Consider the following 22,415-nt stretch of genomic DNA (forward strand, 5'->3'; position numbering starts at 1 on the left):
GCGGTCACGGTACGGGGACGGGGGTGCCAGTGAGGCACTCGGCGTGGCGGACGAGGTGGGGAGCGAGGTCCGGGTGGCCGCCCCGACCGGCGACCTGGAGGAGCTGGGCGAGCGCGACAAGTTCCCCCGTCCGGCCGGCGGGCGTGTCCAGGACGTGGGCGAACTCGCGGCGGATCCTGGCGGCGGTGGCCGGCCGGGTGAGGCTGTAGGCGTGCAGGAGCCCGACGTCGAAACCGACGGGAACCCGGCCCCAACCTTCCCAGTCGAGCAGGACCAGCGGCGGGCCGGCGAGGTTCGCCCAGTGAAGATCGGCGTGTCCAGTGGTCCAGGCGCTGACCTGGAGCGCGGAGATGCCCAGGAACTGGGTGAGGTTCTTGTCGACCCACTGCTGCCGTACCGCCTGCCGGGCGGTCACGACGGTCGACGTCGCCTCCAGAGCCAGGCGGAGGTCGGCCCACCACGAGGACGGCAGATCGAGGTCCGCGGTGAGCACCGGGCCGCCGGTCTGGAGGGCGGGCAGCGGCACGTACTCGGACAGCTCCGCGCGGTAGGCGTGGCCGTGGGCGGCCCATTCGAGCACGTCATGGAGCCGCGGCCTTGGCACGGCAGTGGGCAGCGCCTGGTGGGCCGTGGCCGTTCCCTCCCATAGGCGGAGGTTGCGCTTGTCCTGCGGCGCGCACACCAGGCGAAGCCACCACCGGCCGGCCTTACGGCCCAGGGTGCGGCCTTGCCAGCCCCACACGTCCGGGCCGGTGGCCGTCACCTTGAGCGCGCGGGCCGCGGCCGCGTGGGCGCGACGCATCCGGACGTGATCATCGCGGTCGCGCGGCGGCACGAACACCGCCGTGGACGGGGAACCGGCTGAGTGGCTGGCCGCCGCCGTGTTCACGACCACGCTCCGCGCGCTCGACGAGGACGGGGCGCGCAGGGGTGCCGGTCGCCCCCGCCTGAGGCCGGGATGGCGTGGATGGTGAAGATCATGCTTCTGGTGTCTCCGCTGGTCGGGGCCGTGCGGGGGCCGTGAGGTGCAGCTGGGCCAAGGCCGCTTGAACGGTGCGCTCGGGTGTGAGAGCGCTGGTGTCGATGACGTGGCCGTCGGCGTGCAGCCAGTCGGTGGCGGCCTGCTGGTAGTCGGGGACGCGCCGACGGCGGTAGGCACGTACGGCTTCGCTGCGCGCGGCGTCACCGGGGAACTCCCAGCCGGCCGTGATCCGCTCCTGGAGTGCTGCCGGGGCGGTGTGCACGACGAGGTGGTGGAAACCGCCGGCCTCTCGAAGCGGGGTGAAGAGCTCCTCGGCGTACCCCGGGTTGAGGACCGTCATCGGCACGATGACGGGGCCGCCCGTGTGCCGAACAAGGCCGGCGACGAAGACGCCGGCCATCTGCCGCCACAGGGGAAGATCCTGGTAGTCCCGGGGGTGCAGGGTGTGGCCGGCGAGTGTGCTGCGCAGCAGGTCGCCGACGGCCTCCGGGTCAGCGACCACAGCGCCCGGCAGAGCGCGGCGCAGCCCGGCGGCGAGGGTGGTCTTCCCGCCGCCGAACGGACCGTTCAACCAGACGATCATGCCTGTCCCGTGGTCGCGGCGATCGCGTCGGTGGGCCGCGCGGGGGCCGGGAGGTGTCCGTTCCGGCCCGGCCACCGGAACACCAGCCGGGAGAACGCCTTGTCCAGGACGTCGCCGGCGGGCAGCAGATGGTCGGGGGTTCCGACGGGGTGGACGGTCAGGGCCGGGTCGGCGCCGTTGCCGTCCTCGGTGCGCACGTCACGGTCCCAGGCCCGCACCATGTCCGCGATCCGCTCGGCGAGTTGGGGGCCCTGCTCGCCGAAGGCGTGGACCACCCACTCCGATTCCCACTCGCTAGGGCTCTGGCCGTGCCGCGTCTTGACGTGGAGCAGGTAGGCGAGCGACGCGCCGCCCACGATCGCCGGGGCGTCGCTGCCCTTCGCGATCTGCGTGACTCCCGCCTCCGGTTCCTCGTGCGAGGCCAGGCGGCAGAACCCCTTGAGGGTGGTGGCCGCGTAGAGCTGGAGCGAGCCGAAGTAGAACCTGCCGCGCATGGTCACCCCCGTGGCGACCTCGTGCCGCGGCCCGCGCAGCGCCTCCTCCAGGTCCGCCGTCTCGGCGGCGGTGCCGTGCTCAAAGCGGAGCGTCAGGGAGCCGTCGAGAAGGGAGACGACCGGAACGGTGCGGCCCTGCTTTCCCTGGTCACGGACGAATCCGCAGTGCGTGAAGTGCCGGGCCTCCAGCACCTGCCCGCGCCGCTCGAAGGTGACCGCCCGCGTGTAGCCGCCGATCTCCAGCGGCAGCACGAGGCGTCCGCCCTGAGCCAACTGGTCCCGCCAGGCCGGGGCGATGTCCCAGCAGCTGTAGGTGATCACGCTGCCGTCGAAGCCGCCGCGCGGCACGAGGTGGGCCGGTGCGCCGAGGGCGGCGTCGGCCTCGATCACGGTGACGCGTCCGCTGCCGGCCTCCGTGAGGAACCGGTGGGTGCGGCGCACGACCCACGGGTCGATGTCGACCGTGACCACACGACCGTCGGGTGCGGTGACGTGGGCGATCAACTCGGCGTTGTAGCCGCCGGATCCCGCCTCGAACACGATCGCGGCCGGTTGAAGGTGCAGGCTTTCGATCATGTCGGCCTGGAGCCAGGCCGCGGACACCGAGCTGATCGCCGCTCCGGTCTCGTCGCGCCGGGTGATCACGGCCCGGTCGCCGCCGTCGTACGTGGTGGCGAGGTTCGCTTCCGGGGCGAAGCGGTGTCGGGGCACGGTCCGCAGCGCCTCTTGAACCTGTTCGGAGGGGGCCCAGCCGCCGGCGATGACCGTCTCGGCCATCTCGTGGCGCAGCCGGGCGGCTTCGGCCGACTCGCCGGGCACAGGCGGCTGGTCGACGGCGAGAGGGTAGGCGTGGACGGGCGGCAGGTCGGGGATGACCCCGGGCCAGATGGCGTCCAGGGCCTGCGCGGCAGGGGTGAAGACATCGCCGACGCAAGACAGGGCGTGCAGGTCATGCCACTCCCATCGGTCGAACAACTTCGGCTCTTGGTTGGTGGGGGTTCCCGACCAGGCGGTGATACGGACAACGGCCGTGAGCCGGGGCACGCCGTGGCTGTCGTCGACGAGCATCGTGACCACATACGCGTCCGAGGCCAAAGCCGTCAGGCCGGTCTCCTCACCGAGTTCGCGGACCGCCGCCGCGGCGAAGTCCTCCGGTCCGGAGGTCTTGCCGCCGGGCAGCTCCCACATGCCCCGACGCGAGCGGCCGAGTAGGACCCGCCCAGCCGCATCGGTGACGATCGCGAGGGCTCCAGTCACGGCGTGACCAGTGGGTGGTTGCCGCCTCTCGACCGCGGCGGTGTCCCTGTGGCAGGAGCCGCGCAAAACAAGGACGGCGAGCTCGTCCGCTTCCAGCCGTACGACCTGCTTCCATCCGGCGGTGAGCAGGCCGATCTCGTCCTCGTCGAGGGCGATGTCACGCCGCTCCTCGGGGGTGTGCTCGGCCACCGGAGTGATGACCACGAGCGCGCCGCCGGGTCGCAGCCGCTCGCCGAGGGCGTGCAGGACGCGGCTGCGGTCGCGCAGGAAGGGATACATCAGGCGCAGGCTGATCAGGTCATATCCCTCCTGGTGCAGCTCTGCCGGGTCGTCGTTCTCGATGTCCAGCTGTAGCCAGCGCACTCCCTCCACTTCCGGGTGTTCCTCGCGGGCCCGGGCGATCGCGCTGCCGACGAAGTCGACGGCGTCCACCGCGTAGCCGACAGACGCGAGGTAGGCGGCCAGTTCGCCGGTGCCGCATCCCACGTCGAGCGCCCGCCCGCCGCCTTCGGGGACGGGCGTGTGCTCGGCGAACACAGCCCGCTCGGCGTCACCGAGCTGCCGGAAGTTCTTCCCGTCGGCGTAGTGCTGCTGCCACTCCTCGCGAGCGGTGTACCCCACGGTGTTGCTCCTCAACTGGTCGGGTGCGGTGGATAAGGCGGTGTTCACGGGTGGCTTGTGGCGCGGAGGCGTGCCAGGGTGCGGTGGCCGCGTTCGACGAGCTCCGGATCGCCGTGGGCGGCGCCGTACTGGATGCCGGAGAGGGCGTCCAGGGCGTCCAGGACGGCCAGGTGCTCCCCCTCGGCCGGGGTGAACGGGCGGCCGTAGCCGTCCATCACGGCCTCGTAAAGGTCCGGCCGGCCCGCCCAGGCGTCGGACAGGCGCACGAAGTCCCGTACAGCCGGGCCGTCTTCGCTGCGCTCGAAGTCGATGACGTAAAGGCTTCCGCTGGCCTCGTCCCAGCGCAGATTGCGCAGTTGGAAGTCGCCATGCGTGGGCCCCGCCTCCAGGGGAGGCAGCCCCGCGGCTTTCACCACCATCGCCCGGATGAACTCCTCGTCTCCGGGGGCGAGGTGAGGGCGAGCGGCGTCGAGGTGACGCTCCCACTTCCCCAGGGGCAAGGTGTCGCCGGTTGCCGGCCGGGCAGGTGCGCTGTGGTGGATGGCTGCCGCGAGCCGGCCGATGCGGTGGAAGATCCGCCGCTGTTCTGCCGGTGGGTGGACGGCGCCGTGCAGGGAGCGGCCCGGTACCGCGGTGATGACGATGGCCCTCAGCGCCTCGTCGGCGGCCACCAGGCGGGGCGCGGCCACGCCCAGGCCGGGGACCCAGGTGCGGTACGCGGACACCTCCCTCTGGTGGAAGCGATCGTTCTGGTGGACCTTGACGAACCACACCCCATCCTCGGCGCCGACAGCACGCCACACCTGGCTGCCCTCCCGCGCCCAGGACACGTCCCTCCAGTCGGCGATGCGACCGACGGCACGCTCGGTGAACTCCCGCAGCCGGGCACCCGGCCCGGCCGTACCGGCGGCGGGGACGGGCCGGCGCCGGTCGAGGTCGGGGTCGTAGGCGATCGGATCGCCGGGCTGCTGGAAGTGCACGGCCATCGCCTGGCCGTCCCGGTAGGTGTCCAGTCCGGCACGGCAGTACGCGACCATCGGCTCCGGCAGCGCGTCGAGACCGAACCAGTCCATCGCGTCGCAGACGGCCGGCTCCCGGACGGTGGGCATGCCCTGCCAGGTGCGGACCTCGAAGAACACCCCGGTCCGGACCCCGCCGCCGGGGCTTCGGTGATGGACGGTCACCGCGAAGCGCACCTCCGCCGGGTCGATGACGACGCCGGTCTCCTCGCGCGCCTCACGGATCAGCGCGTCGACGACGTCCTCGTGCGGGCCGTCCAGGTGCCCGGAGGGGAGGTGCCACAGGCCCGAGGCGTAGACCTGCCCGGCGCGGCGGGACAGCAGGATCTCGGGGCCGGCGGCGCCGTCGCGGCGCAGGAGCAGGTGGACGTCGACCGGCTCCCGGTGCCGCTGCTCGCCGCCGCTCATGACGCGGTCCCGGGCCGGCGGGCCAGCAGCACCGTGAACACCGCTTCCTCGCGCAGCGTCCCGCTGCGGGCGTGTGCGTCGAGAAGCCTGCGTGCCTCGGCCTCAAATGCCTGGTGCCGGTCGGCGAAGAGGGCAGGCCGGGCAAAGCTGGTGCTGCGGAGGTATCCGATGACCGACTCGGGGGTCCAGGCGCGGGTGAGGGGAAAGCGGTGTTCGCTCACGTCGCTGAACGCCGAGGCGGCCAGGTCGTCCTCGTAGGAGCGGCCGGGCTCGGTATAGGTCCCGCGGGTGCCCGCGCGCCGTCCCTCGCCGAGGTAGTTCTGGATCAGCGCGCGCAACGCGACGGTCCAGTCGGCGCCATGGGTCCACAGGCTCCCGTCACCCATGACGGCAACGGCGGCATGCGGGGCGGCCACTCGGTCCGCCATTTTCAAGACGGCGGTGCGGTCCATCCAGTGAAACGCCCGGCAGCAGGTGACCAGATCAGGGCGTTGGCCCAGAATCCGAGGGGCGAAAGTGTGCGCCTCGCCGGCGTACGCGGAGACCGTGCACGCTCCGAGGAGCGGTTCGAGCTCGGCCATCGCCTGCGTGAGCATCTGCTGATTGACGTCGACCAGGTCTACGTGCGCCATGCGCGGGACGACAGGCAGCAGCGCGCGGGGGACCTGACCGGTGCCGGTCCCAAGGTCCAGCAGGACGGGCGCCGGCACCCCGTGCAAGGTCGCGGCGAGGAGGCGTACGGCTCCGTCCGGCACGCCCGGCCGGTAGCGGGCGTACTCGCCCGCCGCCGTCCCGAACAGCGCCTCGCCCGAGTGCTCCGGGCCGGCGGAGGGTTCCTCGCGCCGGTCAGGCACTGGCAGCGGTTCGTTGTTCACGCCCACCCCATCTCGGAGTAGGAGCAGCCGGCGCGGATAGCGTCGATGGCCGCGCGGGTGTAGGGCACCATCGGCCTCGGCAGGCCGTCGAGCGGCCACCACTCCCAGCGGACGCACCGGTCCGGTTCGCGCACCTCCGGCTCTCCGCGCCACGCCGTCGCCCGGAAGAAGAGCCCGATGCGCGGCTGGGCACCGGCGTGGTCGAGAAGGTGGACCGTGTGCACCAGGTCCAAGTCTGCGGGCCTGATGACGAGCCCGGCCTCCTCGGCCGCCTCCCGGACCAGGCACGACCGGACCGATTCCCGCTCGACGTGTCCGGCGAGCGCGTGCCAGTGATCGGCGGCGTACGCGGCGTCGGGATGCCGCAGTCCCAGCAGGGTGCGTCCGTCGCGCTCCAGGTAGAGGTGGGCACCGATCACATTCTTCACGGCACGCGCACCGCCCCGCGATGCCACGGGGCGCTGTGCGGGTACCGGCGCGATCTCGCAGGAGGCGTTCCCAGCGTGGTGGGCGAGGATCGCCTCGTACGCCCAGGGGCACATGGAGAGGTGGACCATGGTGTCCACGTCGAACCAGCGGAACATGATGCCTTCGGTGACCGGCAGCCGGTCGGCGTCGCCGTCCCAACGGCCCTCGTAGACCTGGATCCGACCCTCGGTGACGTGGGGCCCCGAGGCGCTCACCGTGGTGAAGAGTTTCAGGTCGGGGATGACGAGGCCGGCCTCCTCGCGCAGCTCGCGGACGATCGCTTCGTTCGGAGTCTCCTGACCTTCGGGCCCTCCTCCGATCAGTGACCACGTGCCCGGATCGCAGATCGGCTTGTGCGCGTCCCGCAAGTGCAGCAGGTACTGCCCGTGGCTGTTGGTGAGGATGATGGCGGTGCTGGTAGCCGTTGCGGGATCAACGTGCATGGCTGTCGCCTTTCTCGGAGTGCGGGTCAGGCTCGCCTGCCGCCTCCGCATCGGGGTGCGAGACGTCGGTCAGCGTCCAGGACAGGGCGCCGCAGCGGCTGGTCACCCGCTGGGCGCCGTCGGCGTCGATCTGAAGCCGGTAGGTGTGCGGTGAGCCGGCCGCGCGCCAGCGGTCAGCGACGTCGTGGATCTTCGCCCAGATGTCGCGTGGCCCCACGGCGGTGACCTCCCAGCGCCGATGGCCGACGCGGCGTGCCCGCATCCAGGAACCGCACCGCGGCGCGCCGATCGTCAGGTCGTCCGCGCTGAAGTCGCGGACCAGCCCGGGGTGGAGGTGGTCCAGAGCCAGCCACATGCCTCGGTTGGTGTCCGCCGGGGGCTCCAACCGACTGCGCCGAGTCCGGCCGCCCTCGGAGAGGGCGATCTTCTTGCGGAAGGCGGCGGACAGGAACAGCCGGTCGAAACCGGCGCCGCCGCGGTGCCCGAACTCCACCGCGACCAGCTCAGCCTCTACAACGCCGGTCGAGGTCCTGGTGATCACGACCAGGCCCGGCCAGGACGGGGAGGAGGTGCCCAGCGTCAGCAGCGCACGCCCGCCTGGCGCGACTTGGGCAACCAGGGCCGGCGGAACCCGGGGCACGGCGAAGGACACGAAGATCCGGTCGTACGGGCCCAACTCGGGCCAGCCAGCCAGACCATCCCCGGTCACCACAGCAGGCCGGTACCCCAAGGCCATCAGACGCGCGCGGGCGGCCTCGCTGACGTGCCGGTCGATATCGAGGGTGACGACGCCGGTGTAGCCGCAGATGAAACTGGCCACGGCGGCGGTCACGCCGGCACCGGTGCCGACGTCCAGCACCCGCTGCCCTCGGCGCAGGCCCAGGCGCTGAAGCAGGTCGGCGGTCATGCCCATCGTGCTCGACATCGCCGTCATGGAGCCCCCGGACCGGGCGCCAGCGGCCCGGCCGAGGATCGGCTCGCCCTCGTGCTGGATGGACACGCTGTCCCCGCTGTGGAGAAGACCCAGCAACTCCTCCCGGTCGTCGGGCCGCTCCCAGTCCAGCAGCTCCCAGCGCGGAGGCTCGTCGGGGACGCTGCGCCGTACGTACCGCTGCGGCATCAACGTCTCGCGCGGCAGGGCAAGGAGCGCATCGCGCACGGGCCCGGGGCGAAGGTCACCGGCCTCTTCGAGGCTGGCGACCATCTCCGCCCGTGCGGCCGCGACCTGTGGATCCGGCGCGGCGGCGGAAGGCGTTGCTGTGCACGGTTCGGAGAGCGCGCTGGCGGTCGGCCCCGCTTCCGTACCGCCGGTGATGGGCTGCGTCACGGCATACCTCCGTCCATCGATCCCTCCGCGGCGGAGGCGGACCCCGGCGCGGGCACAGTCGGCCCGGCTGCGGCAGGCGGTTGACCCGTGGTGTGGCCCGTGCTCTCCGGTGCCGGCGGAGGGGCCGGCATCTGTCGCAGGGCGCGCAGCGGGGAACGGGCCAGGACCACAAGCGGTACGACGAGCAGGCAGGCTCCGGTGACCAGCGCGGGGCGTACTCCGGCCCACGTGCCGAGCCCACCGGCGAGCAACGCGCCCAACGGCCGGGCGGCAGAGGTCAGCCAGGTGCTCACGGCCTGCATCCGGGCCTGCATGCTGTCCTCGGTGATGATCTGGCGGATCGACCGCTGAGTGGTGCCCGCCGCCCCCGCGCAGGCCAGTTGGAGGAACAGGGCGGCGCCGATGACGAGCTCCCAACCGAGGCCCGGGGAGGCCAGCAGCAGCGGGACTTGGGTGAGCGGGGTGAGCGCGAGCGCGCCGAGCATCATCGGACCGGGTCCGAACCGCCGCGCGACGGCGGGCGCGGACAGCGCCCCGGCGGCCGCGCCGAGGGCGCCGATCCCCAGGACCACGCCGAAGGCGGTCGCGCTCATCTCCAGGACCCGCAGCAGGTACAGCGCCCACAGGGTGTTGAGCGCGGCCAGTGCCAGGGAGGTGGTGGCGTTGACCCAGGTGAGCACGCTCAGCCGGTGGTCGTCGCGCACGTATCGCAGGCCCTCGGCGATCTCCGTCCGCAGTCGGCGCCGCCCGGTCCGCGTCGGGGTGGTCTCGCGGGCCTGGATGCGGGCGGTGCACCAGGCGCTGAGGAGGTAGGAGCCGACGTCTCCGAGCAGGGCGCGGGCCGGGCCGAGCAGCGCGGTCAGTGCGGCGCCGAGGTTGCTGCCGCCGGTCGCGGCGATCGCGAACAGGCTCCCGATGCGGCTGTTGCTCCGCTGGATCAGGGACCGGTCGACCAGGGTCGGCAGCAGGCTGATCGCCGCCGCGTCGTGGACCACGCCCGCGGCACCCTGAACCGCGGCGACGACCATGAGCTGCGCCAGGGTCAGTGCGTCGAGGGCCACGGCCACCGGTACCGTCGCCAGCGCTGTAGCGCTGACCAGGTCACCGGTGATCATCTGCCGTCGCTTGGAGTGCCGGTCGGCGAGCGCACCGGCGTGCAGAGCGAGCAGCGCGGGCGGCAGTTGCCCCCAGAACGCCAGCCAGGCCACCTGGCCGGGCGTCGCGTCGAGCTCGAGTACGGCGAGCACCGGGATCGCCATCGAGCTGATCGAGCTGCCGGCCACGCCGGCGGTCTGGCCGGTCAGGTACCGCCGGAAGTCGCGGTGTCGCCACAACGACGTGGACGAGGGGCCACCGGGCCCGGTGAGCGGGGGAGTGGTGGCGGAGGGGTTCACCGGCCCGCCTCCTCGGCCGTGGCGGTGCTGGACCGGTAGCCGCTGGCCTGCAAGGTGAACATGGCGGCGTAGTCGCCGCCCCTGCGCATCAGCTCGTCGTGGGACCCGGATTCGACGATGCGGCCGCTGTCGAAGACGAGGATGCGGTCGCAGTCGACGACGCTGGCGAGCCGGTGGGAGATCAGCACCGTGATCTGGTCGGTACGCAGCCGGCCGCGCAGCACGGCCTCGTACACGGCGTGCTCGGACGGCGGGTCCATGCTCGCCGTCGGCTCGTCCAGGAGCAGCAGCGGCGCCGCCTTGTACAGGCCCCGGGCGACGGCGATCTTCGCCCACTGACCGCCGGAGAGCTGCTGTCCGCCCTTGAACCGCTTGGACAGCAGCGTCCTCCACTGGGCGGGAAGAGTGGCGATGACCCCGTCGGCCCCCGAGGCCCGCGCGGCGGCCATGGCCCGCTGGGGCTCGGCCTCGGTGAGTGTGCCGGTTCCGGCGGTGATGTTCGACAGCGCGCTGAAGGGGAACCGCACCGGGTCCTGCAGCACACAGGCGACCTGCCGGTGCACCGACTTGGCGTCCATCTCCCGTACGTCGATGCCGTCCCAGGTCACGCTGCCCTTCTGCGGCTCGTACAGACCGGCCAGCACCTTGGCGCAGGTCGACTTCCCCGATCCGTTGAGGCCGACGAACGCCACCGTCTCCCCGGCGCGGAGGGTGAAGGAGACGCCGTCGAGCGCCGGGGTGTCCTTGCCGGGGTAGGTGAAGTGGACGTCCTGGACGGTGATCTCGCGCACCTTCTCCGGCGCCCGTGCCTCGGCCGCCCGGGGAAGGAGACGGCGGCTGCTCTCCTGGACGGCGAGGAGGTCGTCAACCCACAGGGCGTGCTCGTAGACGAGGTGGGCGATCTCGATGAGCTGGGTGAGGGAGGACCGTCCGGACTGGATGGCCAGGACCGCGCCGGCGCCTGCGGCGAGGGGGAGCCACCCGGCGATCAGCATGGCGGCGAGCGCGGCGTAGGTGATGCCGGTGCCGACTCCGCCCACCGCGCGGCCGGCGAGGTTGATCAGGGCCGCGTTCACGCCCAGGCGGGTGTCCTCTTCGGCGATCTTGACGGTCAGGCGGCGGTGCTCGTCCAGCAGGGCGTCCTGGGCCGTGTCGGAGCGCAGCTCCGCGGCCGCGTCTACGTCGAGCAGCAGCCAGGAGAAGACCCGGACGCGGCGTTGCAGCGCGTTCCAGCGTTTGAAGGAGTGGAAGCGGGCCCGCGCGCTGTGCACTGCGGCAGCCCCCACCGGCAGGACGGACAGCAGCAACAGCGGGAGCAGGGCCGGGTGGAGGATGCTCAGGACGCCGGCCGTGCCGATGAGGCCGAGGGCCGCGGAGGCCAGGGAGACGACCTGTCCGACGATCATCCGGGCGTAGAAGAGGCCGCGGTCGTTGGCGCGGTGCACCTCGTCGTGCCAGTCGGCGTCCTCGACGGCCTCGAGTCGTACGTGCGCGGTGAGGCTCAGGAACTCGCACTCGAGCGCGGTGCGGATCTTCGGGGTGACGCGTGCCTGGGCCAGCGAGACGGCGGCCTCCAGCAGGGCACGGGCGGCGAGGAAACCCGCGACGAGGAGGATCTGGGGGATGGCCGCGCGTACGCGATCGGGCGTGGGGCCCTGGGCGAACAGGTGCTGGAGGACTCCGACCGAGGCGATCAGCCCGAAGGCGGCCATCGCGGCCGAGGCGAGCTGGCAGACGACGGCCGTGACGGTGGAGGCGCGGTCCGCCTGCCAGGCGAGTCGCCCGATGAGGGCGGTGATCCTGGGCAGGCGTGCCAGAACCTGGCGCACCGTGGCGCTGGCGGCGGCGCCGTCGTGGACGGACCAGTACGCCTCTTCCATCGCATCGGTCATGTCGCCGTCCTCCGGGCCGGCGGACACGGCCGTCGGCGGCAGGGGGAGCGGGGCGGACCGCGGCCCGGGAACGCTGCTGGTTGCTGCATCGGCGGGCTCGCTCATGCCGCCCACCTCGTATCCGGGCTGTCGATACGCCAGGACATCCCGATGATGCGGTGCGGCCCCTTCGGCACCTGGGCGCAGCGCTTGCGGAGGGAGGCCGGAGCGAGGGAGTTAGCGGAGTACTGCCGCGTGCACTGGATCCTCGCTGGCAGCGGAGGAGAAGATTTGCCGTCCTGGTTGAACTCGCGTGTGCCTGCTGTGCTCAACTGCGGTCCTCCATCCCTGATCTGTGGGCCTTGTACGACGACATCGAGGTCAACGAGGTGGACCCGATATCGAACACGCGTGTTTGAGCCGTTGCCTGAACCCCGAGATGGAGCGCTCGACGTCGCATGTAGGGCCCACGGATCCTTGTTCGGCCTGGAGGCCCACCGATCGACCGGTGGCCGACACGCCGATGTTGGGTACGCGTGTGACGCTTGGGTTTTCGAGGCCCCGCGCCCAGGGCTGCCGTGACGGACCGGCAACGTCTTCCTGCGGGCTCAAGGAGTAGCGGCGACTGGCCAGTCATCGGACCGGCTGGGAGTGTAGGAGCATGCTGGCCCTCGCGAGGTCCTCCGGTGTGTCGACCGCGAGACCGTCGTCTATGACGCGGAGCATCCGTACACCGTGGCCGTGTTCGACGAAGCGCAGCATCTCCACGCCTTCGGTGCGCTCCAGCGGCCCCTGCGGGAGGTGCCGGAACAGGCTGAGGGCCGTTCCGGTGAAGCCATAGAGTCCGAGCTGCCGCAGGTACTTCGGGCGGTCCCCGCGCGGGTAGGGGATAGGCTGCCGTGAGAACAACAGGGCATTGCTCTCGGCGTCGACGACGACCTTGACGACGTTGTGGTCCAGGACGGCACCGACGTCGTCCAGCTCCGTATATGCGTTCACCGCGAGCGTTCCCGGCACCAGGTGTTCCAGGGCTTCCGAAACGGCGTCGATCGCGACGGGCGAGATGAACGGCTCGTCGCCTTGGACGTTGATGTACGCACCGGCGGGCAGGCGCTCCGCGCACTCTGCGACGCGATCGGTGCCGGTGAGGTGTTCTCCGGTGCGCACGCACTCGATGCCCAATTCCTGGCACGCCGCCTCGATGCGTTCGTCGTCGGTGGCGACTACCACGCCATCGAGGCGCTTCGCCTCCAGGCAGCGCTGGTGGACGTGCCACAGCAGCGGCTTGTCCCCGAGCTGTGCCAGGGGCTTCCCCGGAAAGCGGGAGGCTCCCCAGCGACAGGGGATGACGGCTATGTGGCGTCGGGGCGCGGTGCTCGGCGGTGCGGCGGTGGTGGCGGCCACGGCGTACTCCCATTGTGGGTGTCAGGAACGGGTGGGGCGAGGGAGGAGGGCCAGCTTGGCGCGGACGGTCGGCGATGCGGCATCCTCGAAGGAGCGCCACTCGTAACCGCCGACCTCTTCGGCCTGGAGTGTCACGGTGTGTTGGGTCCGGAGGACGAAGGCCCAGCGGAAGTCCACGTGCTGGTGGGCCGGCTCGCCCTTCGCGGCGTTCGCGGCGATGTCGTGCACGTCGATGTCCAGCGGCACGGTCTCGAAGCCCGGGAGGGGGACGACGGCGTCACGAGGGATACCGGTCTCCTCGAATAGTTCACGTAGAGCGGCACCGGGCAGGTCCTGGTCGCCCGGCTCGTTGTGGCCGCCGGGCGCGAGGGCCTTGCCCGTCACGTTGTGGTGGATGTGCAGCACCCGGTCGCCGACGTCGATCACGATGGCGCTGCACGTGACGTGCGTGGGGAACGTCTTGCGGCTGGTCGGATCGTCGTCGCCGTCGAGAGCGGCCAAGAGCGCTGTTAGGACGTCTCGCTCGTCCGGGTAGCGGTCGAGGTACGCCTCTGCGGTGGCGCGGATGTGGTTGAGGGACGGGGACATGGGATCACCTGTTGAAGGAGTCGAGCCAGGTCCTGGCGATGGCCTGGCGATCGGGTGCGGGCATGTCGTGCAGGCCGGGCTGGAAGCGGCCGTGGCTGAGGGCCGCGGTGGCGGCGAGTATCTCGGCTTGGACGAGATGGATGTAGGTGCCGACGGCGGCCCCATGCACGAAGTTGACGGCGCCGCCGTCGGCGAGGACGTAGAAGTAGTGGCCGGTGATCTCGTAGCGCGTCAGGTGTTCGCCGATCGAAGTGCGCTGGTAGAGGCCGTGGAGGCTGCCGAGTTCGAGTTCGTCCTCCGAGGACGTCACCGAGGCGAGGTAGGCCCCGTTGCGCAGGGCGGCGAAGTCGCCGTGGCGGAGTGCGAGGTTGCCGGTGGCGCACAGGACGAGTTCCGCGTCCTGGAGTGCCTCGGCCGTCGATGTGCTTGTACGGAAGCCCTGGGAGTGCGCCTGCACATTCTTGACCGGATCGGTGTCGTGCACGGTGACGCGCAGATCCTGAGCTCGCAGGGTTTGGGCGATGGCCCGGCCGACTTTGCCGAAGCCGATGACGCAGGCGTTTCTGCTGGTCAGGATGTCGCCGCGGGCACGTACGAGGGCGTCGGTGGAGAAGACGATGGACCGGCCCACGAGGTGGTCCTCGCAGTCCTTCAGCGGGGAGCGGGCCACCGAGACGACGGGACAGGGCAGGTGGTCGAGCGCCGCGTACCTCTGGTGTCCGTTCTCGGTGTCCTCGACGACGCCGAGGACGCGGCCGGAGAATTTCTCCACGAGGGTGTCGAGACAGGGCGCGAAGTAGCCACCGATATCCACCAGGACGACGTTCCGGCCGCCGGCCGTGTCCTCCAGGTACTCCAATGCCCTGGTCGAGTCGGCGAACAGCTCTCGGCTGAGGTCATGGACGGTGAAGGCACGTCGGACCTGCTCCAGCGTCGGCTCGTCGACGGACCTGGGCTTGGGCAGGACGGCGGCGACCGTGGACGTCGCGGCCATCGCGCGGAGGAACGCCGGCCGCTCGGACAGGAGGTGCGTGATGACCAGTGTGGTGACGGAATCGCTGGCGGGGAACCGTGTCGTGATTTGCTGGAAGAAGGCGTCCAGCCGGGCCTTCTCAGGACTCTCCACTGCAACTCCTCCTCATCCCGCTGGTTATGCCGCGCGGCCGTACGCGGCGGACTCGGCGGCCAGCGCCTGCATCTGAGCCCGCATGCCGTTGGGGAGGCCCACTTGGGGCTGCCAGCCCAGGACCTCGTGAGCACGACCCGGGTTGGCGCGGGTGGTAAGGACGTCGCCGCTCCGCGGGTTCTCCTGGTGAACCTGGATCTCGCGCCCGGTGAGGCTGTTCGCGATGTTGATCACTTCGAGCAGGGAAGCGCTCGAACCGCCTCCCACGTTGATCACCCCGTTGGCCGTCGGGATGGTGGCCGCGGCGATGGTCGCGGCGACCGCGTCGTCGATGTACGTGAAGTCCCGGCGCTGGTGACCGTCCCCGTAAAGGCGCAGCGGCTGACCGGTCAGGGCGGCCTTGAGGGCGCGGTGCGTGAACATGTCGGGGCGCTGCCGGGGGCCGTAGACCGTGAAGTACCGCAGGGCGACGACGCTGGTGGGACATTGGGCCTGCGTCGCGTGCGCGAGGCAGAGCTGCTCCTCGGCAAGTTTTGTGACCGCGTACGGGGAGGCCGGCTGGGGCCGGTCGGTCTCGACGCTCGGACCGCCGTCGGTGGGGCCGTAGACGCTGGAGGAGGAGGCCACCACAAGCCGGGGGACGCCCATCCGGGCGGCGGCTTCCATAACGCGGTGGGTGGCCAGGACGTTGGAGGCGACGTACTCGCTGAACTTCGGCCCCCAGGAGGGGCGTACTCCGGGGATGCCCGCCAGGTGGAAGACGGCGTTCGCGTCGACGAACAGCGGCTCGATCGCGCAGCTGAGGAGGTCCGCGGTGACGTGCATGTAGCCCGGGAGGCCGTGCAGGACGGCGAGGTTGGCAGCGGCCGCGGGGTCGGCGGCCGGGTCGCGCCGGTCGACGCCGATGACGACAGTGCCGGCCTCGACGAGCGCGTGCGCGAGGTGCGAGCCGATGAACCCGGCGGCGCCGGTCACCACCGCCCGACGTGGTACGGCGGTGGTGAGGTGGGACGAGAACTCTGACACGGAGGTCTCCAGGGATCGAGGAGCGGGTGGTTCAGGGGAGTCGGGCCAGAACGGTGCGGCCGTGAGTGCTGAGGGCGAGGTCGTCCTGCTCGTGTCCGCGGACGAGGGCGGTGACGGCCTCGATGGCGCCGAAGGACTCCAGCAGCCGCTGTTCGGTGTCGTTCGGTGGCCTTCCGTATCCGGCGAAGAAGGCCGTGCGGAGGTTGGGGGCGGCCTGCCACCGGCGGAACTCGAGCCGGGCGAAGTCCCGGATGCGGGCGTCGCGGCGCATGTGCTCGAAGTCGCACAGCCCGAAAACGTCGCCGAGGATCCAGTTCCGCGGCTGGTAGTCGAGGTGACACACAGCGCTGTCCATGAGCGTGTTCGTCAGGACGTCCGCGTGGTGGCTCAGACGGTCGCGTTCGATCGCGGAGATGAGGCCCGCCCGGTTTGCGCGGGCGGTCCAGTTGCGCAGCCGCTGAGCGAGTTCCGTGCCTACAGCGCCGGTACGCGCTACCGAGGTGGCGTGGTGCAGCTTGCCCAGCACGCGCCCGGCCTCATAGTGAGCCTGCTCCTCCTCGGGTGACCCTGGTGCGACCGAGTCCACCCGTACCCCGGGAACAGCGGTGAGCAGCAGGGTGCACGTCCTGTCCTGCCGGCCCACCACACGGGGGACGTGGCCGATCAGGTTGGCCCCCCAGGTCAGATAGGCGTGCAGCTCCCGGATGTACCGGTCGCGTTCGCTGTGGTGTTTGGCGAAGAACTCGTTGCCCTCGGCATCGACCACGCGCAGGACGCGGGGCGGGAGCGTCGGATCGTGCACGATCCGCACCGACCCGAGCGCGCCTCGGGCCAGGTTCAGGCGCGGGTCGTCGGACAGCGTGATCACGAGGCAGCCTCCTGCGCTAAGGCGGCCAGGTGCGCGGTGTCGTTGTGCCGGTTGAGCATCCACCGTCTTTGGCCGAGGCGGTTGAGGTGGTGCTGCCAGCGGCTGATGGAGCCGTGGGAGATCGTGAATCCGGCCGAGGCACCGAGTGGGATGCCCAGGAGCATGGTGTGGGCGACGATCACGGTCTCACCGTGCGCGGCGAAGAGGACGCGTTCGCCCTCGTGTTGGTCGATGAGTTCCCGCAGGAAGCGACCGGCCCGCTCCAGGTAGCCGTTCCAGGTATCGGATTCAGCAGCCCAGGGTCTATCTGGGTGGGCGTGCGGTCCACCATCGGCGGCGGTCTTCACTTCGGTCCAGGGCTGGCCGTCGGCGGCGCCGTGGCTGGGACCGTCGAGACGGTCGTCCACGGACAGGGGGATCCTGAGGGCCTGGCTGATGATCTCGCCGGTCTGGCGCAGGCGGATGCGCGGTCCGGCGTACAGCACGTCGAACGGCTCGTCGCGGTGCTCGGCGGCGAGTCGCAGTGCCACCTGCTCGACTTGCGCGTATCCGCGGTTGGTCAGCCCGGTGCAGGTGCGCGGGCCTCCGACCAAGCCGTCGACGTTGCACTGGGCCTCGCCGTGGCGGACGAAGACGAGTTCGGTGGTGATCATGCGGAACCTCCCGGGCAGGGGTGGGGTGCCCCGCTGTGGCGGTAGCCGTTGCGCCCGGCGTACGGGGCGGTCAGGACGGCATGCAGGGCGAGGAAGTCGTCGAGCCGCTCGCGATCCGTGGCGCCGAGCCGGGCGTCGTGGCGTCCGGCGGCCTCGTTGTACGCCTGCAGGCTCGCGTTGACGGACTCGGTCGGCAGAGGCCCGTACGTCAGGATCAACGTGGCGATCAGTTTCGCCAGGTCGTACGCCATCGGGGCGAGCGTGAGATCGTCGGTGTCGACGGTGTAGACGTCGCCGGCCTCGGTGATGATGAAGTTCCGGGGGTTGCTGTCCTTATAGAACGCGGTCTGCCCCTCGGCGGTCTTCTCCAGCAGCGCCAGCATCGCCTGGAGAGCGACCCAATCCGGCAGGTAGCCCTGTTCCAGCCTTCTTCGCAGGGCGGTCTGCCGGGGACCGAGGTAGTCGCTGAACACGGTGCCGTCCTGGAAGCGGTGCGGCGTGTTCAGCGCGGCCGGCCGCAGATCGCTGGTCCAGGCGGCGCCGTGGGCGTCGCCCAGCAACCCGGCCAGGGTGAGTAGGTCCTCGGGCCGCGCCGGGCGGCCGTCGATCCACTCGTACGTCAGGCTCGTCGGCCCGACTACCGTCAGCACCGGCAGACGCAGCGGCCGTGCGTGCTCGGCGAGCCAGGCGTGGTGACGGGCTGCCGAGGCCACCTTGCCGGGGGTCTCGTAGTGCTTGGTGAACCGGAGGACGGTCATGGCCTGCCTCCCCGTGACCGGGCCACGACGAAGGTGACGAGGGACTGGGTGGTGAGTGGCCGGTCCGGCACGAACTCGTGCAGGGTCGCCGCGAGCGCGCCCGGATTGCCGTACAGACCGGGCGCTAGGTCGTACTTGGGGTTGGTGGCCAGGTACTCGGCCACGTGGTTGTGGCCGTCGAAGGTGAAGCTGTGCTCCTCGTCCTCCACGGCGAGTACATCGAGCGACACGGCGGCCAGCCCGGCGAGGTTCCCGCTGTGCGCCGAGACGTACAGGCTCTCGTGCTCCTCGGCCCGAGGATCGAGGCCGGCGGCAACGATCAGCTGGTCCATCTCCCGGTAGCTGTCGAGCCCCTTCGTGACGAGCACGGCCAGCCCTCCGGGCGCGAGCGCCCGGTCGATCTCCGCGACCACGGTCTGCGGGCGCGGCGAGTGGTACAGGCAGAACGCGGCGACGACGACATCGCACGAGCCGGCGGCCACTGGGAGATGGTGGAAGTCGCCTTGAAGGAAGCTCGCCGGGAGGCCGGGCATCCGCCGGGCCCTTTGGAGCGCATGCTCGATCAGGGCCGGCGCGGCGTCGAGGCCGACGACGCGCCGGGGCCGTAGCTCCTGGGCGAAGGTCAGGCTGCTCGTGCCGCGCCCGCAGCCAAGGTCCAGGACCAGGCCGAGACGGTCCGGCCGCTCGTGGTGGGCGCGCACCAGTCCGACGATCGTGTCCGGTACGGGGCGCCCGGTGGTCTTCGCCCGCATCAGCGCGTTGGAGCGGCCAGCGAGCCGAGAGGCGTGCCCGTACAGCTCCTCCTGACGCGCGGGGTCCAGGAAGGGGTTGGCGCCGCTCATGCCGCGCCCTCCCCTCGGGGGCGCGGAGCGCTCAACTGTGCTCTGCGGCGACCTTCCGCAGCCAGCGGCGCGTCTGCCGCCGGTTGGACAGCAACACCACGTCGGCACGGCCCGAGGCGAACTCCTCGATCTTGGCCATCACGCGCGGGCGCATCTTGCGGCGGTACGTCGCCACGTACTTGATCACGCCCCAGTGGATGCGGTTGTGCACCCCGTTGCCCTTGTGCCCGGCGCCGTGCCGGATCTGCCGGGAGAAGATCCCGTACAGCGCCGCCACGGTCGAGACGTCCATCAGGACCACCGTGTCGCAGGCTTCGAGCCGGATCTGCAGCGTCGAGTTGTAGTTCCCGTCGATCACCCACGCCGGCCGCGCGACCAGCTCCCGCTGAAGCGCGGCGAACTTCTCCATGGGTAGCTCGTTCCACTCGTCGTCGTAGAACGCGGCGTCCAGGTGCGTCACCGGGGCGTCGAGGATCCTGCCCAGCTCGCGAGCCACGTACGACTTGCCGCTGCCTCCGCAGCCGACGATGACGACCTTCTTCATGATGCTCCAGCGTAGAGGTGCTCGGCCGCCCAGTCAGACCGGCTGCTTCGACACGTTCGTATGATCCAGACACCATGGCCCGGGTGGTCAACTGCATCACGCCGCTCCCCGCTCTGCCGCGACGGGATTGACAGCCGTGTCCAGGGCGGCTTCCAGCGCCACGACCTGCCGGCTCAGGCGGAACAGGTCCAGGCGATCCAGGCAGGCCGCGATCAGGTCCGCGTGCTGCTGGGTGCCGGCGATCCGCTGGAGATACGAGAGCCGCTGGAAGACGTCCTGGCCTGATCGCACGATCAGCTCTGCGGGCACGAACTGGTCGACGTGGCGGATGTCCGCCGGGGCGAGCGGCAGGCAGCCGGCGAGCACGGCCTCGAAGATCCGCTGCGTCATCTGCCCGACGGCGGCGTACCTCTCGGGGAGCATGAGGATGGTCGCCAGGGACCTGCCGTACACGGCGTGCACCGCCGGGAAGGGGAGCCTGCCGAGGAACCGCACGTGCGGCCAGCGGCTGGTCTTGGTCCACTTGCCCCCGACCAGGTGGTCGAAGCGGGCGGCGGCCGGCGCGAAGAAGCGGTTGAAGTGGTCGTCGCGGTCGTACTGGTTGCCGACGTAGCCGAGGGCGAGGTCTCGGGGCTTCTTGGCGAGCGCGAGCGGGTCCGCCTCGGCGAGTAGACGGTCATCGACGGGGAAGAGCAGCCGGTGGGCGCCGGGCGTCGGCTCGAGGGCGGCCTCGCAGACGGCGGTCCGGTGAGCACCCCGCCACATGCTGTCGGGGCGGAGCTGGCGGTCCTTGTCCCAGACCACGGTCGGTGTTTTCCGCCGCACGGTGTACCGGGTGATGCGTTCGGCTTGTCGGTGCAGGTCGCAGGTGTGCCCCTCGGTGCCGCACGGGGTGGTGTTGCGCCCGTCGATCGCCCAACGCCACTCCAGGAACAGCACGTCGATGTCCGGGATGCCGCCGTGGAAGGTGTAGGCGTTGCCCAGGTCGTCGCCGGCTTCGATCAGGTCGCGGTTGGCCTGCAGGAAGATGACCTCGTGGCCGCCGCCGAGGAGGGCGTCGACCAGAGGGCGACGGTGGCTGCGGCCCCCGTCGGGGGTGTCGGTGATCCCGTTGCCGAGGAATCCCCAGAAGCTGTATCCGATCCTCACTTGGTGATCCACCGACCTTCCAGCAGCAGGGCATCCAGTCCGGAGCTGACCAGGCAGTCCAGAGCCATCTCTGGTGTCCCGCAGATCGGCCTTCCCTTGACGTTGAGCGAGGTGTTGATCAGGACCGGCACCCCGGTGCGGCGGCCGAAGGCGCTGAGCACGTCGTGCATGAACGGGTTCTGCGAGCGGGTGACGGTCTGAAGGCGCGAGGTGCCGTTGGCGTGCACGATGGCCGGCACCCGCTCGCGCGCCTTGTCGGTCACGCCGGATGCCATCGACATGTACGGCGCCTGCTGGCCGAGGGTGAAGAACTCCTCGGCGCGTTCGGCCAAGACCATGGGGGCGAAGGGGCGGAAGGGCTCCCGGAACTTCACGGTGGCGTTCAGCCGCTCGACGACGCCGGGCTCCAGTGGGGAAGCGAGGATCGAGCGGTTCCCCAGGGCGCGGGGGCCGGCCTCGACCCGGCCTTGGAAGAGGCCGACGATCATACCGTGAGCGAGCTGGTCGGCGAGGAACTCGGCCGTCTCGACGCCCAGCGTCTTCAGCTGGAGGTTGGGCCACGGCGTGAGGTCGAGGGCCTGGTACTGGTACGAGGGGCCGAGGTAGCAGGCCCGCGCGACACCGGACAAGGGCCGCCGATTTCGGCTGGCGGTGTGCACGGCGATGGCGGCCCCGATCGCGGTGCCGGCGTCGCCGGGGGCGGGCGGGACGAAGACCTCGTCGAAGATGCCGTCCTCGATGATCCGGCCGATGCTCACGCAGTTCGTGGCGACTCCGCCGCCGACGCACAGACGGCGCGATCCTGTGATCATCCGAGCCCGGCGGGCCAGGTGCAGCATCACCTGCTCGGTGCGCTCCTGGAGCGCGGCGGCCAGATCCCGGTGGACGTCTTGGAGCGGCTCGCTCGGATGGCGCTCGGGGCACGTCTCCGCGATGAAGCGGCGAGAGGTGCGCGGGTAGCCCGAGGTCAGCACGCGCGGCGGGAAGTAGGCGGGTTCGACCACGAAGCCTGTGGGCGTGGTGCGCACGGCCCGGGTGAAGAGGTCCCGGAACCGCTCCGGGTCGCCGAGGGCGGCGAGTGCCATCACGGTGCCTTCCTCGTCACCGCGTCGCCACCCGAGGTGCTCGGTGACCGCGCCGTACACGTAACCCAGGGAGGCGGGGTCGTTGATCGCCTCCAGGGTGCGGGTGGCGGGGTGGAGCGCGTCGTGTCCTCGGGCGATGGTCGTGGTCTGCCGCTCGCCGAGGCTGTCGACGACGAGAACGGCGGACTCGTTCCACCCGGAGGCGGCGAAGGCCGCCATTTGGTGGGCGCGGTGGTGCAGGACGGGCGAGACGCGGGCGGCGGGGAATAGCCGGCCGAGCGTGCGGGTGCGCAGATGGGTGCGCAGCGCCACCTTGGCGAAGCCCCGCGCCCGTGGAAGGGCCCGGTTGCGTGTCGTGGCCGACAGCGCCAGGCGCAGGGCGGCCGGGGACTCGGCGAGGTAGCGGGCCGACTGGAAGTTGTAGGCGACGGTGTCGACCGCGGCGACGGTGAGCCCGGCCTCTCCCAGGAGCCAGTCGACGGCGCGGTGGGGGTAGTCCTTGGTGTGCTTCTGCTGGGAGAGCCGCTCCTCCTCGACGAAGCCGATCAGCTCCCCGTCCACCAGTAAAGCGGCGGAGGAGTCGTGCGTGTACGAGCACAGGCCGAGGATCACCGAGGGCGCACGGTCCAT

General features: G+C 71.1%; 20 protein-coding genes. All 20 read right to left on the reverse strand.

Annotated features, from left to right (window positions below):
- Nucleotides 1–4 precede the first annotated feature (4 nt).
- Complete coding sequence (locus tag E2B92_RS33035; protein ID WP_235023949.1) at nt 5–802, reverse strand: hypothetical protein; 798 nt, start codon at nt 800–802, stop codon at nt 5–7.
- Nucleotides 803–977: 175 nt separating this feature from the next.
- Nucleotides 978–1,553 carry an AAA family ATPase gene (locus tag E2B92_RS22745; RefSeq protein ID WP_235023929.1) on the reverse strand — a complete coding sequence of 192 codons (576 nt, stop codon included), beginning with the start codon at nt 1,551–1,553 and terminating at the stop codon, nt 978–980.
- An 8-nt stretch (nt 1,554–1,561) separates the two neighbouring features.
- Nucleotides 1,562–3,937: a methyltransferase, FxLD system gene (gene fxlM / locus E2B92_RS22750; protein ID WP_126883745.1), complete on the reverse strand. Its 2,376-nt coding sequence runs from the start codon at nt 3,935–3,937 to the stop codon at nt 1,562–1,564.
- A 44-nt stretch (nt 3,938–3,981) separates the two neighbouring features.
- Complete coding sequence (locus E2B92_RS22755) at nt 3,982–5,364, reverse strand: phosphotransferase (RefSeq protein ID WP_126883744.1); 1,383 nt, start codon at nt 5,362–5,364, stop codon at nt 3,982–3,984.
- Nucleotides 5,361–6,239, reverse strand: coding sequence for a class I SAM-dependent methyltransferase (locus E2B92_RS22760; RefSeq protein ID WP_312846031.1), 879 nt, complete (start codon nt 6,237–6,239; stop codon nt 5,361–5,363). Before E2B92_RS22760 ends, E2B92_RS22755 begins: the two co-directional genes overlap by 4 nt.
- Nucleotides 6,236–7,150 carry an NUDIX hydrolase gene (locus E2B92_RS22765; protein ID WP_126883743.1) on the reverse strand — a complete coding sequence of 305 codons (915 nt, stop codon included), beginning with the start codon at nt 7,148–7,150 and terminating at the stop codon, nt 6,236–6,238. Before E2B92_RS22765 ends, E2B92_RS22760 begins: the two co-directional genes overlap by 4 nt.
- Complete coding sequence (locus E2B92_RS22770) at nt 7,140–8,477, reverse strand: protein-L-isoaspartate O-methyltransferase (protein ID WP_235023930.1); 1,338 nt, start codon at nt 8,475–8,477, stop codon at nt 7,140–7,142. Before E2B92_RS22770 ends, E2B92_RS22765 begins: the two co-directional genes overlap by 11 nt.
- On the reverse strand, nt 8,474–9,871 hold the full coding sequence (locus E2B92_RS22775) for an MFS transporter (protein WP_126883742.1): 1,398 nt from the start codon (nt 9,869–9,871) through the stop codon (nt 8,474–8,476). The genes E2B92_RS22770 and E2B92_RS22775 overlap by 4 nt, the downstream gene beginning before the upstream one ends.
- Nucleotides 9,868–11,868: an ABC transporter ATP-binding protein gene (locus tag E2B92_RS22780; protein WP_126883741.1), complete on the reverse strand. Its 2,001-nt coding sequence runs from the start codon at nt 11,866–11,868 to the stop codon at nt 9,868–9,870. The genes E2B92_RS22775 and E2B92_RS22780 overlap by 4 nt, the downstream gene beginning before the upstream one ends.
- Before the next feature lie 507 nt (nt 11,869–12,375).
- Nucleotides 12,376–13,146 (reverse strand): 3-deoxy-manno-octulosonate cytidylyltransferase, encoded by a 771-nt coding sequence (locus tag E2B92_RS22785; protein ID WP_126883740.1) that lies wholly within the window; start codon nt 13,144–13,146, stop codon nt 12,376–12,378.
- Between the two features lie 21 nt (nt 13,147–13,167).
- Entirely contained in the window at nt 13,168–13,734 is a 567-nt protein-coding gene (locus E2B92_RS22790; RefSeq protein WP_126883739.1) for an NUDIX hydrolase, read from the reverse strand.
- 4 nt (nt 13,735–13,738) lie between these two features.
- Nucleotides 13,739–14,860 (reverse strand): adenosylhomocysteinase, encoded by a 1,122-nt coding sequence (locus E2B92_RS22795; RefSeq protein ID WP_126883738.1) that lies wholly within the window; start codon nt 14,858–14,860, stop codon nt 13,739–13,741.
- Between the two features lie 24 nt (nt 14,861–14,884).
- Nucleotides 14,885–15,886, reverse strand: a complete 1,002-nt coding sequence (locus E2B92_RS22800) for an NAD-dependent epimerase/dehydratase family protein (RefSeq protein ID WP_235023931.1) — start codon at nt 15,884–15,886, stop codon at nt 14,885–14,887.
- Nucleotides 15,887–15,917: 31 nt separating this feature from the next.
- On the reverse strand, nt 15,918–16,754 hold the full coding sequence (locus E2B92_RS22805; protein WP_126883737.1) for a phosphotransferase: 837 nt from the start codon (nt 16,752–16,754) through the stop codon (nt 15,918–15,920).
- Nucleotides 16,751–17,407, reverse strand: a complete 657-nt coding sequence (locus tag E2B92_RS22810; RefSeq protein ID WP_126883736.1) for a histidine phosphatase family protein — start codon at nt 17,405–17,407, stop codon at nt 16,751–16,753. The genes E2B92_RS22805 and E2B92_RS22810 overlap by 4 nt, the downstream gene beginning before the upstream one ends.
- Nucleotides 17,404–18,165 (reverse strand): phosphotransferase, encoded by a 762-nt coding sequence (locus E2B92_RS22815; RefSeq protein ID WP_126883735.1) that lies wholly within the window; start codon nt 18,163–18,165, stop codon nt 17,404–17,406. Before E2B92_RS22815 ends, E2B92_RS22810 begins: the two co-directional genes overlap by 4 nt.
- Nucleotides 18,162–19,007, reverse strand: coding sequence for a class I SAM-dependent methyltransferase (locus E2B92_RS22820; RefSeq protein WP_126883734.1), 846 nt, complete (start codon nt 19,005–19,007; stop codon nt 18,162–18,164). Before E2B92_RS22820 ends, E2B92_RS22815 begins: the two co-directional genes overlap by 4 nt.
- A gap of 31 nt (nt 19,008–19,038) precedes the next feature.
- Nucleotides 19,039–19,551 (reverse strand): topology modulation protein, encoded by a 513-nt coding sequence (locus E2B92_RS22825; protein ID WP_126883733.1) that lies wholly within the window; start codon nt 19,549–19,551, stop codon nt 19,039–19,041.
- A 96-nt stretch (nt 19,552–19,647) separates the two neighbouring features.
- Nucleotides 19,648–20,700, reverse strand: a complete 1,053-nt coding sequence (locus tag E2B92_RS22830) for a glycosyltransferase family protein (RefSeq protein WP_185923511.1) — start codon at nt 20,698–20,700, stop codon at nt 19,648–19,650.
- Nucleotides 20,697–22,415, reverse strand: a complete 1,719-nt coding sequence (locus tag E2B92_RS22835; RefSeq protein ID WP_126883731.1) for a carbamoyltransferase family protein — start codon at nt 22,413–22,415, stop codon at nt 20,697–20,699. The genes E2B92_RS22830 and E2B92_RS22835 overlap by 4 nt, the downstream gene beginning before the upstream one ends.

This window comes from Streptomyces sp. WAC05374 (genome assembly GCF_004353505.1).
Taxonomy (GTDB): Bacteria; Actinomycetota; Actinomycetes; order Streptomycetales; family Streptomycetaceae; genus Streptomyces.

Bases quoted from the DNA above. Each gene is read 5' to 3' on its own strand.
- E2B92_RS22810 (WP_126883736.1), bottom strand. From the start codon at position 17,407: ATGATCACCACCGAACTCGTCTTCGTCCGCCACGGCGAGGCCCAGTGC.
- E2B92_RS22780 (WP_126883741.1), bottom strand. From the start codon at position 11,868: ATGAGCGAGCCCGCCGATGCAGCAACCAGCAGCGTTCCCGGGCCGCGG.
- E2B92_RS22825 (WP_126883733.1), bottom strand. From the start codon at position 19,551: ATGAAGAAGGTCGTCATCGTCGGCTGCGGAGGCAGCGGCAAGTCGTAC.
- E2B92_RS22790 (WP_126883739.1), bottom strand. From the start codon at position 13,734: ATGTCCCCGTCCCTCAACCACATCCGCGCCACCGCAGAGGCGTACCTC.
- E2B92_RS22815 (WP_126883735.1), bottom strand. From the start codon at position 18,165: ATGACCGTCCTCCGGTTCACCAAGCACTACGAGACCCCCGGCAAGGTG.
- E2B92_RS22835 (WP_126883731.1), bottom strand. From the start codon at position 22,415: ATGGACCGTGCGCCCTCGGTGATCCTCGGCCTGTGCTCGTACACGCAC.
- E2B92_RS22755 (WP_126883744.1), bottom strand. From the start codon at position 5,364: ATGAGCGGCGGCGAGCAGCGGCACCGGGAGCCGGTCGACGTCCACCTG.
- E2B92_RS22820 (WP_126883734.1), bottom strand. From the start codon at position 19,007: ATGAGCGGCGCCAACCCCTTCCTGGACCCCGCGCGTCAGGAGGAGCTG.
- E2B92_RS33035 (WP_235023949.1), bottom strand. From the start codon at position 802: ATGCGTCGCGCCCACGCGGCCGCGGCCCGCGCGCTCAAGGTGACGGCC.
- E2B92_RS22765 (WP_126883743.1), bottom strand. From the start codon at position 7,150: ATGCACGTTGATCCCGCAACGGCTACCAGCACCGCCATCATCCTCACC.